Below are 16690 nucleotides of genomic sequence, written 5' to 3'. Positions count from 1 at the left end.
ATTAAGATAGGCAGGTATCATTACCTGCCTATCTATAATTGCCATACTTCAAGTTGTATGGGTGTTGACTGTGTTCATATACAACTCAAATTCTTTAGAGTACATATAAAAATCATAACGGACTTTCTTTCTAACTCTTATTAATAAACAACAAGTTTCCCATCAACAAATATCTGTTTTGTTTTATGGTCTTTATGTGAATCTCGCTCTATTTCAGAAAACAATAACTCAGTTGTTAATTCACCAAGATATACTGAATCGTGGTGTACACCAGAAATAGATAAATGGTAAGTATCTGCATAGGGTGGTAAATCTACAGAAAAATAACGGCAAGAAAGGCCTAGCTCTAAAATAATTTTATACATCCCTGCCGTGATAATTCCATTCAGCCCAACAATATACATATTTGGTGTATAAAGCTCTTGAACTTTTTTTCTTAGATAATCTTCATCATTCTTATTAAACATATAACTGCTGTATAAGACATTAATATTTTTTCTATTTGGAAAATTTTCATATATACCCGCTAAACGAGACAAACTAATTTCAGATCCTTCTGGCCCTGAAACAATCAGTGTGTTTTCACTATTCTGCTGGTTAAGAAATTTTCCTGTTAAAGCGCCAATTTCAAAGTTTTTCAAAAACAGCCCTGAATACTTATTTTGATAACCATAAATTGAACGGTCAACAAAAACTAAAGGCACATTATGTTGATCAATTAATGATAAGTAACTTGGTTGATAGTCTTTATCATCACGAACTGGCGATAGTAGGATCCCACTCGCTTTGTAGCTGACTAATGTTTCGATTGCTGTTTTTTCTGCTTTTTCATCACTATCTGAATCAAAAATCATGACTTGATAGCCTTTTTCTTTCGCTAAGCGTGAGACAGTTTGAATCAGTACGATATAAAATGGGTTAAATGTGCTATCAGTAACCACACCTATTATGCGGCTATTTTTGTTTTTCAGATTACGTGCAAAAAGATTTGGCACATAATTGAGCTCTTGTGCTATCGCTAATATTTTATCTCGAGTTTCCTTCTTTACCATCTCAGGATGATTAAATGCTCTAGAGACTGTAATATCAGTTACATTAGCACGTTTAGCTATATCAATTATCGTTGTTGAGCTATCTTGTTTTGTCATAATTATACTAGTCAACCTTTAATGAATCCCCTGAAGAATAGGCTAGTAATCCATTTGGCTATTATCAGGGAGAAATATGCGATTATTCATTATACCGTTTTGAGCTTGAAGATAAATCAATTTCACTTTCTTTAAGAAGAATAAATGACTGATAATTCAAAATAGTGACATACCGCATGAATTAGAAATGTTAAATAAACAAATTGACATTTAAAATATATTTTAAATAACTTTTAGCTCAATCAGCACTGATAAAATCAATCCTAAAGCGACAAGAATAACAACAATTGAAAATAGCATTTGAATGGTTCTATTGGAAATATAATGCATTATTAATCGACCGATTAATAAACCAATGACACAAGAGACAATAAATATAATACTAATTTCTTTAGGGTATTGAAACCCATTCAAAACATTAATAAAAATACTAATACTACCAATACAGAAAATAACCATTAACGATGTTGCAATAATACTCTTCATATTCAAATTAGTGAACTTTCGCAATGCAGGAACAATAATAAAACCACCACCGACACCTAGCATACCAGTAAGTAATCCTGTAATGACACCAATCCCCCCAAAGATTAACGCTGTTTTAGTGTTCCAAATAAATTTCCCAGTTTCTGTATTAATTAAACAATGTGCATCATTTTGCTCATCAACCCTATTGAAAAATATACGCCCCCCGACATAAAGCATAACAAGGCTAAAAATAAGCGTTAACCAAACTGAAGGTACAATATGGGCAAGGTAAATACCATACTTAGCAGAAGGGATACTCAATAATGCTATCCAAATTGCGGCTTTATAACGAATACTTTTTTTTATAAGCCCTTGAATAACGCTGATAAAAGCCGCTATTGTAATTGCTAGAAGCCCAACAGGCGCAGCGAGTGCAACACTCCAACCTTGGCTTGCCATTAAAGCAGGAACAGCAAGAATTCCCCCGCCAGCTCCCGTCAAACCGAGTAGACAGCCTATCAATAACCCTTCTAATATCAATATTAACATTATGAATTTCTTATCATTATTATTAAATATATTCGCTGAATATTAACGCTTACCGAGCGTTTTCTCCAATACCATTAATGCCCTATTAAATGGTACTTCTCCTGCAATAATATCGATTAACCGAGTATCTTGGAAAACCGCAATTGTCGGCACTGATTTTATACCATATCGAGGAGCTAAAGTGGGCGATTGAGCAATATCAACAATGCCAAAAATGATGTTACTTCCTTGAAAATATTCAGAAAGTTTAATGAAAATAGGTTTCATATTTTTACAAGGTAAACACCACGATGCCGAAAAATAAACGACAACCGTCTGATGGCCTTGCGACCCTAAAGGGTAAAGTATATTTGAGAAATTATTGTCCACTTCCCCTAAAATAAGACAGCTATAATTAGATTTTCTGCCCTAAAATTTGCAGAGGTCATAATGAAAAAAGCCCGTTTTACTGAAACTCAAATCGTTAATATTTTAAAACTCGCTGATTCTGGCATGAAAGTGGAAGATATTTGCCGCCAAAATGGGATCAGCAACGCGACTTACTATAACTGGAAATCAAAGTATGGTGGCATGGAAGCTAATGATGTTAAACGATTAAAAGAGCTTGAAGATGAAAACGCGAAACTAAAAAAGCTCTTTGCGGAAGTTAGCCTTGAAAACCACGCGATGAAGGAGCTTTTCGCAAAAAAGGGTTGGTAGTGGCTGAAAAGAAATCCTGTGCTCAGTCATTAAAGGCCGCGGGTTTATCAGTCATTAGAGCGTGTAAACTAACATCGCTACCTCGCGCTTCGTTTTATCGAAAGACTCAAAATTGGCGCGAGAAAGATAGAATCGTCATCGATGCCATACAATCTGTATTAGCGAAATCGCCACAATCGGGATTCTGGAAGTGCTATTTCCGACTGAGATTTCAAGGCTATCCTTTTAATCATAAACGAGTTTATCGTGTTTATTGTCGATTAGGATTGAATCTGAAACTACGGGTTAAAAAAGTGCTTCCGAAGCGTGAAAAAAGACCATTAGTAATTGAAAAAGTCCCGAATATTCAATGGGCATTGGATTTTATGCACGATAGTTTATATTGCGGTAAGCGCTTCAGAACTCTCAATATTATTGATGAAGGAACGCGAGAATGCTTGGCGATTGAGGTTGATACGTCATTACCGGCTGAACGTGTTATCAGGGTGCTTGAACGTTTAAAAGCCGAAAGAGGATTGCCAAAACAGATCCGAGTCGATAATGGACCTGAACTCATTTCAGTTAACTTATTGAATTATTGTGAAGATAACCAAATTTTGCTGTGCCATATTCAACCAGGAAAACCACAACAAAACGGATTTATCGAACGTTTTAATGGTTCGTTCCGTCGTGAATTTTTAAATGCGTATTTATTTGAATCGTTAAGCCAAGTTCGAGAATTAGCATGGTTTTGGCTACAAGATTATAACCAAAATCGAACTCACGAAAGTTTAAATCACCTCCCACCGGAGGCCTATCGTAAACAGTTAGAAAACTCTAATTTAATGTGTCTCAATTAATGGGGAGTGGACATTATCACTATCTAGTGATAAGATATTGTGCATTATATGCTGCCTTTTTATCAATTTATCCTGAACTAACATACAGAAACAATATACTAGATAATATACCACTTCTTATCCATTAGTTGATCAATATTAATTAAATATTTCATTATTCTTATTTAAGATAAATAAATTGTTAAAATAGTTTTCAAGCACCATCAACACTTATATTAATCTATATTTTAAACGTTATAGCAATCATATTATTTAGCAAAATATAAATATTTTTATAATTAAGCCATACTCTTCACACTTATTAAAACCTTTAGTTTTTTTATTTAGATTATGGCAGAAAGGTATCTGACGGATCTCAACGGAATCCAACTGCATGAGTATGTCAAATTCAACTCTTTAGCTCCTTAACATAACATTTTCCAAATGGCTGAGCACGGTGCGTAAAGCACGTGGTTTTCCCTTTGTTATTCACATTGGTCAACAAGAAGCCTGCGGCATTACCCGCAAGCTGGTCTGCAAATGGAGAACCCCCTGTGCTAAAGCCGCCACTTTGGCTATCCACCTTGTACTCAGCTTTATTTTTGATATCCCCAAAGCCCAGCGTGCCCGTATCCAACTTGTTCTTTTCAGCGTCCGCAGTGCTGCTAATCACCGCCCCATCGAGTTGCGTATGATTACCGACGGTGATATCAAAACCGCCTTTGCCTGCATTAATAAGCGACAGTTTGAAGCGATTTCACAGCTAGATGAGAAAGAGAGAGAAGCGATTGAGACCGTGATCAACAGCATCTCACATATGCATGATGCGAAGCGCTGGACAACAAAAAGTAATTAACTAGCTTTTAGCGCGGCTAATACAGGGTGCAACCTGCCAACACCGCTAACCACAGCAACTATACGAGGTAGTCACCATGGCTAAGTGCGATTGTAGTGTAAAAACACCGACGACTAAAGAAGAAGTGGTCAAAACCAGACAGTATACAGTGGGTTACGCCCCCAACCGCGGTAAACCCAACCCCAGCCCACAACTCATTTTAAGCGGTAAGTGGCTGAAAGAGATGGGATTTGAGGTAGGCTGCCACTATACCCTCACTCGCCAAGCCGGACAGTTAATTATCCGACTGGCTGAGGGGGAGTAAAATTTTTAAGGAGAACCTTTTATCGAGGTTCTCCTTATTTCATAGAGCATCATTAAGTTTCTTAAACCATTGCAAGACTGTTAGTCCATCTTCTGAGGGACTGTAATATCCATTATGTTCATATAAAAAGCTTTCTGGTAACTCTTCACCTAACTCTACTATATCTGACAGTTCTTTTTTTAATCTAAGGATAGATTCAGGCGTTTCTTTTTTTATAAAGTTATTTAAAACCTCTATGTCACTAGACGCTTCACAGTACCAGTCCTGATGGAAGTAACACCCTAATAAATAATTAATTTTTTCCATATTCATAATATTCTCTACATTATTTAGGATAAGCAGTTTGGATACGATAACCATTTGGCATTAATGGATCTTTATCTATCACAATCACTATTTTATTTGAATCAACAGACTTTGCTTGCCCTTTATGGATAACTCTACCTATATTTGTAGACGATTCATGATTAAGGACTATCCGAGTATCACTTCCAGCCATAAAAGTAGATATTTTATCTTGATTTGCGGCTATACCATTTCCTATTGCCCAGTCCGCAGTCTTCATATCCGTAAATGTTGATGATGCAAGGACGCGTGGTTCAGTTTCAAATCGTGCGAGCAATTGAGCATCTGTTTTACCGACATGCCTCCTTATAGCATGTCCTCCTAGATTTTCATGAAATATTAGTGTTGATCCTGTTTCTTCTGGAACATTTGTATTCTTAGATGCAGAGCCTTTAGCATCATATATGTTTTTTCCATCGAATTGATTATTTGGATGTTTAACATCAACAACTTTCCCTGTTTCTTTAAAGCTATACTCACCTTTTCCTGCATCCCATTGCGGTAATGGTGAATTTTTCTTCGCAAACTCTAAGTATGCTTTAGCCGCTAAGAACTGCACCAGTTTTGCTTCTGTTGTTGGGGGTGAACTACTCAATATTTGAGCTGCTTTCTCTGGCGACATTTGCTGGTTAGACCAATATAAATCTAACGGGATACCAACAAAATTTCCCCATGCTTCAAGGAAGCCTCTTGCAGGATCTTGCCCTTCAGGGTGATCACCTTTCGCAAAGTCACTTAGAGCAACATTAATATCTTGAATACTATAACCATTCTTTTCCATTGTCTCGGCTAGTGTGAACGCCGATTGTCCATAATCAGCCATACCATTTGGCAGATCTTTTTCGCTAAAGAAGTTATTCTCAACCGTCGTCTTCCCTGCCTGGGCTGCATTCCCTGCACTCGAGGTATCTCCACCCACTAAACCGCCCGCGATACCCGCTGTCAAACTCGCAAATGCACTGACTGTCGCTTTTTCGTCTTCCGTCAGTTGGCTAGCTGGTTTGTTATACAGTTTCTCAGATAACATTCCAACCGCTTCCGCTGTCATTGCACCGAGCGATTGTGCCCCTGCATTTTCACCTTTTGCCAGCGCTAATGCAACATTCGCAATACCGTGTGCAGCAACTTTCGCTTTATCATCTTCGATGTGTTGACCGATGTAGTTCGCAATATACGGCGCACTCGCATTCGCTACTGCTTTGCTTACATCACCACTGGCTAAACCTTGCACCAATGCGGTACCCGCTTCAACAAGACGACGATTATCACCGCCCACGCCCCAGCCGGATTTATTGATTTCGGCCTGAATGGCCTCGTCTCGCTCTTTGCCCGTCAATGTTGGGTGATTTTTATTCACCTCTTTCGTCGCGTTAATGGTGGCTTCGGTGAGCGCAACATCGGTAATCTGCTGACCAATTTCCCCAATCAACTGATTCTGCTCAATCCGTTTCTGCTCTTTTTCTTTGTCAAAAATCGTATTGAGCTTCTCATGGGCATTATCTGTATCACGGCTTAACTCGTTGATATCTTGTTTCTGATTATCCTTATCTCGAATTGTAATCTCGCCTTCTGACACCGCTGAGTGTGTCGTATTGCTGTCTTTCCCTTTGTTATTCACATTGGTCAACAAGGAGCCTGCGGCATTACCCGCAAGCTGGTCTGCAAATGGAGAGCCCCCTGTGCTAAAGCCGCCACTTTGGCTATCCACCTTGTATTCAGCTTTATTTTTGATATCCCCAAAGCCCAGCGTGCCCGTATCCAACTTGTTCTTTTCAGCGTCCGCAGTGCTGCTAATCACCGCCCCATCGAGTTGCGTATGATTACCGACGGTGATATCAAAACCGCCTTTGCCTGCATTAATACCCGTTTGTTTATCCACCGATTGATAATCGCTGTGCATCTCGGTTTTATTAACATTCACCGAAGCGGTGGTATTTAAGCCTGTTCCAATACTGCCGCTTAAACTGCCGCCCTGTTGCTTTGAGTCATACTTATCAGTAACTTGTTGGCTCGATAAAGTTAAATCCCCGCCCACATTGGCTTTAACAGTTTCCCCACTCGCGTGTGCGCCTGTCAGCGTGGTATCTTTGCCGCTGTTGAGGGTCAGTTGTTTGCCTGCATTCACTTCCGTATCGGTGTAGAACTGGCTGTCACCTTTTTCAAAGCCGCTGCCTTTATTCACACTCGCATTGACATTCCAACCGCCCGTACTGATACCCGCACCGATTGAGCCGCCTTTACTTTCGTTTTTCCCATCCACTTTTTGCGTGTTGGTGGCACTGGTCAGGTTGATATCATTTTTGGCGGTTAACGTGACGTTTTTATCCGCATCCAGTTGGCTACCTTGTACTGTCAGATCCCCTTGGCTACCCTCTTTTTTACCCGTCGCAGTAAGGGTGATGTTATCCCCCGCACTTAAACTACTACCTGACGCCGTATGCTGCTCGGTTTTGGTGGTCGATTTAGACGAACTGCTGCCATATGACACATTAACGCCAAAGGCATCTGCTACACTGCCGCCTTCTTTCAAACCTGCTAGCTCACCCGCTTGTTGAGCCTGAACGCCTTGTAGACCTGCCTTCATCCCTTTAAGGGCCGCTAATTGTCCGTCATCTTCTTGTTTTGCCGATTTCGCGGTCTGCGCCATTCCATCTAACATGCTGCCCGCTGCACCGCCGAGGGAAACCGTCAACCCGCTGGATTTGGTTTCCACTGTGGTGATATCGGTACGGCTATTTTCAGCCGCCGTAATATTCACATCACTACCGATCACATTGATATCTTTCGCCGCGATCACATCACTACCATGAATGCTTGCTGTACCACCTGCGGTCAATGTCACATCGCCTGCCGTACTCCCAATCACACTGCCTTTTTTCTGGTTACTATCCGTATCGGTGGTCACTTTTTGTGAATTTGAACCAACCGTGAAACCAATGCCGCCAGTGCTCATCAGGCCTGACTTGGTTGTTTTCGACATATGTGTTTCATGGGACGCTTCATCAGAAGTGGTCACATTTAACTGATTTCCAGCGGTAACATTGACATCGTTGGTTCCAAGTAAATTACTCCCTTCGATATTGACGTTGTTCCCTGCGGTCACTTTCACACTATCGCCGCTAAATGTACTACTGATAGCGGTACGTTCGTTCACCTCATCATGAGTTTCTTTTGTCGTGCTTGATAAAAAGCCTTTATCCGTGCTTTTTGTGTGTTTCGCATAGTCACTAGTTTCAATACCAGAGGAAATATTGATGTCACGTCCAACATTGATCGCCAGCTCTCCACCGCTGGTCACAGTCGTTGCACGAGCGGAAAGATCTTGCCCAGCCGATAAGGTTAAATCCCCTTTAGTTTGGATTTGCGTGCCGACTTCAGTGCTATTAGCCCCACGATAGTAATTGCTTGAATTATGCGTGTAATCAAATGCCGAGCTGACATCACGAGTTTCTAAACTAATATCGCGTCCCGCAATAATGGAAGTTTTGCCATCAACGCCTAAATTGCCGACATCTGTGGCGATCAAGTTGATATCTTGTACCGCTTTTAAGGTAAGCTGGCCATTATCACCTGTGACATAAATACTGGCAGGACGATCGAGCCATTGTGATTGGCCATCTCCACGCTGCGCAGTTTCACTGAGAATATCGCGACCTGCTGAAAGAGAAACGCTGTCTAATCCACGAATTTCCCCACCGATATTCTTAATATCTTTTAGGGTATCAAGTTGTACATCTTTACCTTGAATGCGCCCACTATTTTCGATATTTTCAGCACGTAAATCGGTCAGTTCACGGCTACTGATTTCACCGCTATTAAGGATATTACCGGTCATGTTGGCGGAAACATTACGCCCCGCTAACAATGCGCCATTACCGTTTAAGTCCCCTTGACGGGCTCGGACATACACTTGCGGAACACTAACCATTTCAACGCGGCCATCCGGCAGTGTGACTTCTTTATTCACCATCCACACGATGTCTGTGGTTAAGTTCGCCATTTGCTCTGGTGATAATGCAATGCCCGGAGTCAGGTTAAATTGCTTACCAAACGCAACACCGTTAGTTAGCAGCGCGCGATATTGCTCTTCATCACTATTGTAGTTGCCTAATAATCGCTGTCCTGTGGTTTCAATCAGTTGATCACGAACTAAACGTTGCTCATAGTAACCATCCCCCAAACGCTTATGGAGCTGCTCATTGGTGACAATATCAATACTCGACAACCATTTCTTGTAGTTAGTGAAACGCGGGTCGGTTTCAATCAAAAATTGGCTATCACTACCCGGTGTTAAGTTAAACAGACTATTGTCGGGTAATTGAGTGTTTGGCCCAACGGTTCTTATCACGGTATCGAGGTTGTCTTTCCCCTGAGGCCCAGTCTCCGCAGTGATATTTTCCCCTTTGCCTACATCAGTTTGCCCTTGAATGTCAGCCCCATTACCGATGTTGGCATCATCAGCGTGTAATGATGAGTCAACCGATTTGTCGTCTTTAACATCCACTTTGTCTGAAATTGAAGGTAACTGCGCCACTTCCATTTGTTGGCCTGGCTTCAGGTCTAATGGCGTGTTTTTGCTATCTTTTAACGCCTGCTCAGTAACAGCTGCACCTTGGTTTTCTTGTTGATTAGCGTCAGAAACACGTTCGGCTTGCCCATCCAGTTGGTTCACTTTCACTGAATCGAGCTGAGTTTTATTGATCCCCCCCGCGTTCTCGGCAACCTCTAATAGATGTAAGGCTAAATCTTCTTCGCTATTAACCCCTTGGTATTTTGACGTGCTAGTACGCGTTTTCCATTTACCACCGCCTTTATAGCGATAAATCGTATTTCCATCTTCAAAGATACGGCGAACACCCTGTGCTTCTTCGTTGTTGAGATCATAGCCTGTTAAGATCAGGTTTTGCCCCGCAACAACGCGTGAATTTTCATTGTTCAGCTGCTGACCATCAATCGTCAAGTGCTTTCCACTCGTAATCAATGCGGCATCGCGTTTGATAACTTGGGTTTCATAAATGATACGGTCGTAATCGTATTCATAAAAATTCTTAGTCCAGTTACCATACTCAAACATCCGCCAGCGATTAGATTTTTCATAATGAATACCCACTTCCTTGTTCAGCGTACCATCTTCATTAATAGCGTAACGCGTTTGGTTGCCATTACGCGGCTGAATTTTATAACGTCGCCCATTACCAAAATCGTACCAGTCGAAATGTTCACGGCTCACTTCCACGGCTTCGTCAGTCAATTGTAAATGGATATCTTTATTTTCAAGTAAATCCGTTTTTAGTGTGAGGTTACCTGCCGCTTCAATGTTAGCACTGTGGTTTTTCACGCTTTTAGCATGACCGGTGGCTTTTAGCTGGTCGTTTAATTGGCTACCGATGGTTAAATCACCATCACTGTAAATTAAAGCGTGATCACGGTTCAACAGTTCACCAACTGCAAGGTTGGCCTCTTTACGCCCAGCAATAACTGCTGCTTTATCTCCTTGTTTATCATTGACTAAGCTATTTACTGCGATGGCAAGGAAATCACCATAAATGCGGCCTGTTCCTAAGTTACTTAAGGAATTAGCAACAATATGGGTTAATACGCCATCAATGAGCCCAGTGTTATGTACCTGACCACTGGCTTTTATACGGGTACTTTGCCCACTGATCTCACCTGAAAGTTGGTTAATAACGGTCGTTGTGTTTAAAACCAGCTCGCCAAGACTAGAAATTAACCCTTTATTGGTAAAACCTTGAGCAAAATTAGCCGTTAGGTTTTCACCTGCCTGAATGCGTCCCGTATTTTCAAATAGTTGATTGAAGGTGAGCGATAACGCTTTTTGCGCGATAAGTTTACCTTCACCTGTTAACTGGTTCGCCGTGATCGTGGCAGAGCCATTACTGACTATCACCCCTTGCTGATTTAATACCGCTAAGACTTTACCTTGCGCTTTATCGGTTACATTCAAATCCGTTCCCGCAGATAGCATCCCTTGTATGTTATTCAGGCTTTGTGCGATATTCGCTTCAATCGCTTGCCCTGCACGAACCGCCCCGCTTTGGTTATCTAAATGTGTGGTTCTGAGGTTAACATTTGCCCCTTCAAGGCCTTTACCTACTTGAGCTGTATTTTTGTTATCAATAGACTCCGCAGAAATATCAAGGTTTTCATTGGCTTTGATCCAACCTTGCTGGTTTTCAATTTGCTGTTTGACTACCAGTTCAACATTATTGAGACCTTGAATAACACCACTCGTATTATTGAGTTGTTGGGTATTTACGTTCAGGTTTTGACCGGACAAAACCTGCCCTTGCTGGTTATCAATCCGTTGATGAATATCCAGCGTTGTACTCCCCTGAGATTGAACAACCCCCTCAGTATTATCGAGTTTTTTTCCTGTCACTTTTAACGCCGATTGGCTCAGTAATAACCCTTTTTGGTTATCAATTTGCTCAGCATTCACTGTGAGTCCAAGTTTTCCTTGAGCCACACCTTGGGTATTATTTAAATCCCCAGTATTCAATTCAAGCTTGCCATTACTCGCTAATGTCCCTTGCTGATTTAGCAATGCCTGCTGCTGGGTATTGATATCCATCGACTGCCCAGCGAAAATTTGTCCGTTCTGGTTCTCAATACCTGTCGTGGTGAGTGATGCCGCTCCTGAGCTTTGAATTTGCCCCTGCTGGTTAAGCAGTTTTCCGCTGTCAATTGATAAACCGCCCCCACTTAATAAACCACCATTTTTTTGCGTAAAGCTATTGTTTATCTGCTCGCCATGGGTGTTGAGTGTGAGCTGCTTTCCTGCTTGAAGTCGACCTTGTTGGTTATCCAGTGCCCCCGTGTTTGCCGTTAAATTATTGACGGCAAGAATTTCCCCCTCCGTATTATCAACACGTTTTTTCTGACTATCGAGGGAGATTTGGTTCGCTTGTATTTGCCCTTGGCGATTGATTAGCTCTCCAACTGTCATCGCTAGATTTTGGCTAGCAAAGATGCCTTGATCGGCTTTTTTCGCAAGATTCGTCAGTTTCTGGCCCTGTGTATCAATACTCACCGAGTGACCTTTAATCACACCTTCACGGTTATCCAGTTGCTGCGTTGACATTGAGAGCTCAGACTGGCTGCCCACTAAACCTTGCTGGTTGTTAACACCTTGGCTGTTCAGTTTAAGCGTGTCTTTCGCCACAAGTCGACCCTGCTCATTATTGAGCTCACCGGTTGTTAGGGTTAACCCGCCTTGTGCATAAATGCCTTTATTGTCACCGCTTTGAGTGTTATTAAGCTGCTCACCGTGAGTATCAATCAGCATGTCACTACCAGACTGAATGGAGCCTTGTAGGTTGTCAATTTGTCCGCTATTTAACGTCAATGTTTGCTGGGCTAACAACGAGCCTTGTGTATTATCAAACCGCTGGTTATGGGTATTAATATCAATGGTATTTGCTTGTAAATAACCCAACTGGTTTTGTAGTGCTTGGTTGCTCATCTGCAACAGTTGCTCTGCGGCAATTAACCCTGCTTGGTTATTGATACCATTAGCCACATCCAGTTTTGCATCACCATGGCGAGCAACCAATTTTCCTTGCTGGTTTTCGATATCACTTGCCGTTATGTTCAGCCCATTCTCACCAATGAGTGCCCCGCTTTGGTTTAATAATTCACGAGTTAAATCAATGTCTAGCTGACCATTTTTTGCAGTGATGACTTGTCCATCACGATTATCAAGACTATTGGCGGTTAATGAAAAGTCGCCATTACTGCCTATTTCACCCGCTTGGTTATTCAGCTTCCCTTGTAAATTAATTTTCCCAGCTTTATCGCCAGTTTGTAATAATTTACCCCCTTGGTGATCGAGGGTATCCGCCGTGATTAAGATGTTATCCGCTTGGGTGACAGCCTGATTTAGCGAAAGCGTTCCACTTTCAATATTCAAGGCGTGAGCTGCCAGTATTTCACCTTCATCACCCTCAATGGATTGGCTATTTAAGGTGATATTTCCCATGCTAGCAATCACTTTACCTGTGCGGTTAATCAATGATTGGGTTTCCACAAATACACCCTGCCGGCCGGTCAATGCTCCACCCGTGTTATCCAGCACTTGTTGAATTTGTAAATCAAGCTTACCCATTCTTGCGCTGAATATTTTACCTTGTTGATTATCAAGGGTATTTGCTTTGATTAGCCAAGAGCCGTTACCACTGATATCCCCTGCGCTATTGTTAATCTGTTGGGATACCTCAATAGTACCTTCACGTTCACCCAGCTGAGTCATTGTTCCTTGCTGATGGGTTAAATTATTCGCTCGCAATTGGATATGCTGTGCTTGTGTGTTTGCAGCTGTTAGGTCAATGCCTTTACCACTTAGTGATAAATCGCCTTGAGCAATGATTTCACCACGCTGACCTTGCAAGTCTTCGGTAGCCAGCAGCATATTCCCTTGTTTACTAATTGCTTTACCGTCAATATTGGTGAACGACTGTGTGTTAAGGGTAAAATCTTGTTCGGCAAATAAGGTGCCTTGGGTGTTATCTACGCTCTGCTTCGCATTTAGGATTAGTGACCCGACTTTTGCCGCGACCACAACACCTTGCTGGTTAGCAAGCGTATTGACATCAAGACTTAGTGTGCCTTGGCTGCTAATATTCCCTGACTGGTTATCAAGGGTTTGAGCAAGCTTGATTTGCCCTTTTTCACTGCCCGTTTGCAGCATTTTCCCACGCTGATGAGACAGGTTTTGTCCTTCAATTTGGATGTTATCGGCCTGCGTCACCGCGTCATTGAGATTAAGTTCATCCCCCGTTAAAGCCAGTTTTCCTTTTGAGAGAATTTCCCCTTTTTCACCATCCAACTGCTTAAGTGTCAATTGGTTATCACCAAAGCTGGCAATAATTTTACCGGATTGGTTAATTAAGCGTTCCGCTGCTAGCTGAATACCTTGATTGCCTAATAATGTCCCTTGTGTATTATTCAGCGCCTGTTGAATAGCCAACGTCAAATGGCCTAATTTTGCCGCAATAATTTTGCCGTCTTGGTTGTTTAGCCCGTTTGCCACAATATCAATTTGGCCATTACTGGAAATTTCACCTTTCTGGTTATCAAATTGGTTTTGAATATGTAGCTCAGTTTTACCTTCCCCAGTTTGCAACAAGGTGGCACCCTGATGGGTAAAGTTGTTGGCTAAAATAGAAACTTGGCCTGCTTGCGTGAAGCCTTGGTTTAAATTGATATCGGCACTTTCTATGCGCAATGCATTTTGCGTATAAATAGTCCCTTTTTCACCTGCTAAACGATTTGCCGTTAATAAAGCAGCACCGGATAAACTGCTCATTTTACCTTGCTGGTTGATCAGCTTATCGGCTTTAATCATCAGGTACTTATCGGTTTGAATAACCCCACGAGTATTATTCAATTCACCAGCAGATGTTAGGTCTAAACGATGGTTCGAGCTAGTGAGGATTTTACCATCCGTGTTGTCAACGGCCCCTGCTTGTAAATTCAGATCACCTTTGGATGCAATACTCCCTTGGTTGTTATCTAATCCATTAGCTACATTGAGTTTCAGCGTTTTATCACCCGTCTGCAGCATATTGCCTTGACGATGAGATAACGTATTTGCTTGTAAATTAATGTGTTCTGCTTGTGTTGTACTTTGGTCAAGATTGGCCGATTTTGCGGTTAACCCCAGTGCACCACTGGTCAGAATTTCCCCTTTCTGCCCATCAAGCGTATCTGTTTTGATGTTCAGGCCTTGTTTACCGGATGCAAGTATCGTGCCTTGTTGGTTGCTCAGGTTTTTGCTTTGAATATCAACCTTGCCATCACGGCTGAGTAACTGCCCAGACTGGTTATTTAACTGCTGCGTCGTGATTGAAGTATCACCTGCAAGGTTAATTTCCCCTTGCTGATTGTTTAATAGCTTGGTATTCAACGTATTTTTTGAGTTACCCGTTTGGACCAATTTGCCTTGCTGATTATCAATTAACTCAGGTGCAATTAACGTGAGCTCATTGGCAACAATCTCGCCGCGCTGATTATCAATGCCCGTTTTAGCCGTCAATGTGGCTTTATTCGTGGCTTTTAGGTGCGCATTTTTCGTTCGAATATCGGTTGTCGTTGAGATCAACACAATATTGTTGGCTTGGGTATTAGAATCAGACAAATCGAGTGAACTACCTGTCGCGGTCAAGGTGTCTTTGGCGACAATATCCCCTTGTAATGCGACCGATTTATCTCCTTTAACTGTTAATGAACCCGCGGAGGTCAGCTTACCTTTGCTATCAACCCCTGCAGCTAATAAAGCGCTACGATCACTGTTAATTTGCTCTGCATGAACTGCTGCATCACGCCCTGCAACGATTTGGCCTTTATCGGTGTTAGTTATTGCCTGTTTCGCTTTGAGCTGGATATCGTTTTGCGCCAGTATAGTACCGGTATTATTGATAGCATCTTGGCTAGTCAGGGCAATATTTTGGCTAGCGGTGATCACGCCAGAGTTACCTACTTTCCCATCCGCTGACAGGGTAATATCCCCGGCTTGTGCCCCAATATGCCCCGCATTACGCACGCCTACACCGTGCTCTGTCCCACGCATTTTAATAGTATTGGCGTACATCCCCCCTAATACGGCAACATCTAAAGCAAATTCAGGATTATCATCGGCAGAGGAATTATCCGTTTTAAGAATGGTTGTTCCATCCGCTGCCACGGTATTTTTCCCTGTCGTGATCGCTAAATCTTTGGCATGCAATTTCGCATTGATATTCACTGAGCGGGCAATCAACGCGGTGTAGTTGGTACCATTGCCGTTATAGCCTTTCCCAAGAATGTTGATGCTGCCTTTATCGACCTCAAATCCTTTGATTTTACCGTTTTCAATTAAAGTTTTTCCCGCCGATAGCAAAGCTTTATCGGCATTGATAAACCCACAACCGTTACAGGTGATCCCCGCAGGGTTGGCGATGATCACATCCGCTTTTTTCCCTGCCACTTCAATAAAACCATTAAGTTGACTCGGGTCACGGCTATTTACCTCATTGAGGATAATTTTGGCTTCCCCTTTAGCGAGCCAATCATTACCTTGGATCATCCCACCAAGCTGTGTATTTGTGTTGGTGCTGCTGTTATTGAGGATCGCCCCTTTGTGATCAACATCGAACTGGCTGTATTGGTTACGAGAGACGCCATCACGGTTAGGCGCTTGAATATTAACTTGCGGTAAACCATTTTGCGTATTAACAATGGTCGGTTGTTGGTTACCCGGAGCCTTACCATCTGCAACGATGGTCGATGACGAAACGCTAAAGCTCACCACGCCTAATGTAAACCACAAAGAAGTGACTATCGGTTTAACTGACCAGCGCACTCGGCAACTTGTTGCTTTCTCTACGTGATTTTCACTCGAACCCGCAGGACCCGCACGATGGCTGCGAGTAATATCTGAAACCACCATCACCATTTGGCGAGCAGCATTAAAAATTAGGCGGTAAAATAACTTGTTCATCCTGAG

Annotated in this window: 8 protein-coding genes; 3 read left to right on the top strand and 5 right to left on the bottom strand. The window is 42.0% G+C overall.

The window, feature by feature from the left end:
* Window positions 1-140: 140 nt before the first annotated feature.
* From M1F26_RS03955 to M1F26_RS03945, 3 genes are all read right to left on the bottom strand, one after another.
* Entirely contained in the window at window positions 141-1148 is a 1008-nt protein-coding gene (locus tag M1F26_RS03955) for a LacI family DNA-binding transcriptional regulator (RefSeq protein ID WP_004905247.1), read from the bottom strand.
* Between the two features lie 222 nt (window positions 1149-1370).
* Window positions 1371-2165: a sulfite exporter TauE/SafE family protein gene (locus tag M1F26_RS03950; RefSeq protein WP_140172745.1), complete on the bottom strand. Its 795-nt coding sequence runs from the start codon at window positions 2163-2165 to the stop codon at window positions 1371-1373.
* 42 nt (window positions 2166-2207) lie between these two features.
* Complete coding sequence (locus M1F26_RS03945) at window positions 2208-2534, bottom strand: thioredoxin family protein (protein WP_227528904.1); 327 nt, start codon at window positions 2532-2534, stop codon at window positions 2208-2210.
* 60 nt (window positions 2535-2594) lie between these two features.
* On the opposite strand from M1F26_RS03945, the gene M1F26_RS03940 reads away from it, so the two are divergent.
* The 3 genes from M1F26_RS03940 to M1F26_RS03930 all read left to right on the top strand — a co-directional run bounded on the left by M1F26_RS03940 (window position 2595) and on the right by M1F26_RS03930 (window position 4842).
* Window positions 2595-3703, top strand: a protein-coding gene (locus tag M1F26_RS03940; RefSeq protein ID WP_094301244.1) for an IS3 family transposase whose coding sequence is annotated in 2 segments (ribosomal slippage) — window positions 2595-2847 and window positions 2847-3703 — 1110 coding nt in all. Because the reading frame shifts where the segments join, the coding sequence is not laid out codon by codon here.
* Window positions 3704-4139: 436 nt separating this feature from the next.
* Window positions 4140-4538 carry a hypothetical protein gene (locus M1F26_RS03935; protein ID WP_227528903.1) on the top strand — a complete coding sequence of 133 codons (399 nt, stop codon included), beginning with the start codon at window positions 4140-4142 and terminating at the stop codon, window positions 4536-4538.
* Between the two features lie 76 nt (window positions 4539-4614).
* Window positions 4615-4842, top strand: coding sequence for a SymE family type I addiction module toxin (locus tag M1F26_RS03930; protein WP_180359525.1), 228 nt, complete (start codon window positions 4615-4617; stop codon window positions 4840-4842).
* Window positions 4843-4881: 39 nt separating this feature from the next.
* Here the strand turns inward: M1F26_RS03930 and M1F26_RS03925 are convergent, their stop codons facing one another.
* Complete coding sequence (locus M1F26_RS03925; RefSeq protein WP_140172148.1) at window positions 4882-5154, bottom strand: contact-dependent growth inhibition system immunity protein; 273 nt, start codon at window positions 5152-5154, stop codon at window positions 4882-4884.
* Window positions 5155-5167: 13 nt separating this feature from the next.
* On the bottom strand, window positions 5168-16684 hold the full coding sequence (locus M1F26_RS03920; protein WP_180359524.1) for a hemagglutinin repeat-containing protein: 11517 nt from the start codon (window positions 16682-16684) through the stop codon (window positions 5168-5170).
* Window positions 16685-16690: the final 6 nt, after the last annotated feature.

It is taken from the genome of Providencia sp. PROV048 (assembly GCF_033688165.1).
In the GTDB taxonomy this organism is placed as follows: Bacteria; Pseudomonadota; Gammaproteobacteria; order Enterobacterales; family Enterobacteriaceae; genus Providencia; species Providencia hangzhouensis.
The sequence above is the reverse complement of the archived record's forward strand: the minus strand, read 5'-3'. Positions and strand labels throughout refer to the sequence as shown.

Coding starts and splice junctions, on each gene's coding strand:
- M1F26_RS03920 (WP_180359524.1), bottom strand. CDS start 16,684: ATGAACAAGTTATTTTACCGCCTAATTTTTAATGCTGCTCGCCAAATG.
- M1F26_RS03950 (WP_140172745.1), bottom strand. CDS start 2,165: ATGTTAATATTGATATTAGAAGGGTTATTGATAGGCTGTCTACTCGGT.
- M1F26_RS03925 (WP_140172148.1), bottom strand. CDS start 5,154: ATGAATATGGAAAAAATTAATTATTTATTAGGGTGTTACTTCCATCAG.
- M1F26_RS03930 (WP_180359525.1), top strand. CDS start 4,615: ATGGCTAAGTGCGATTGTAGTGTAAAAACACCGACGACTAAAGAAGAA.
- M1F26_RS03955 (WP_004905247.1), bottom strand. CDS start 1,148: ATGACAAAACAAGATAGCTCAACAACGATAATTGATATAGCTAAACGT.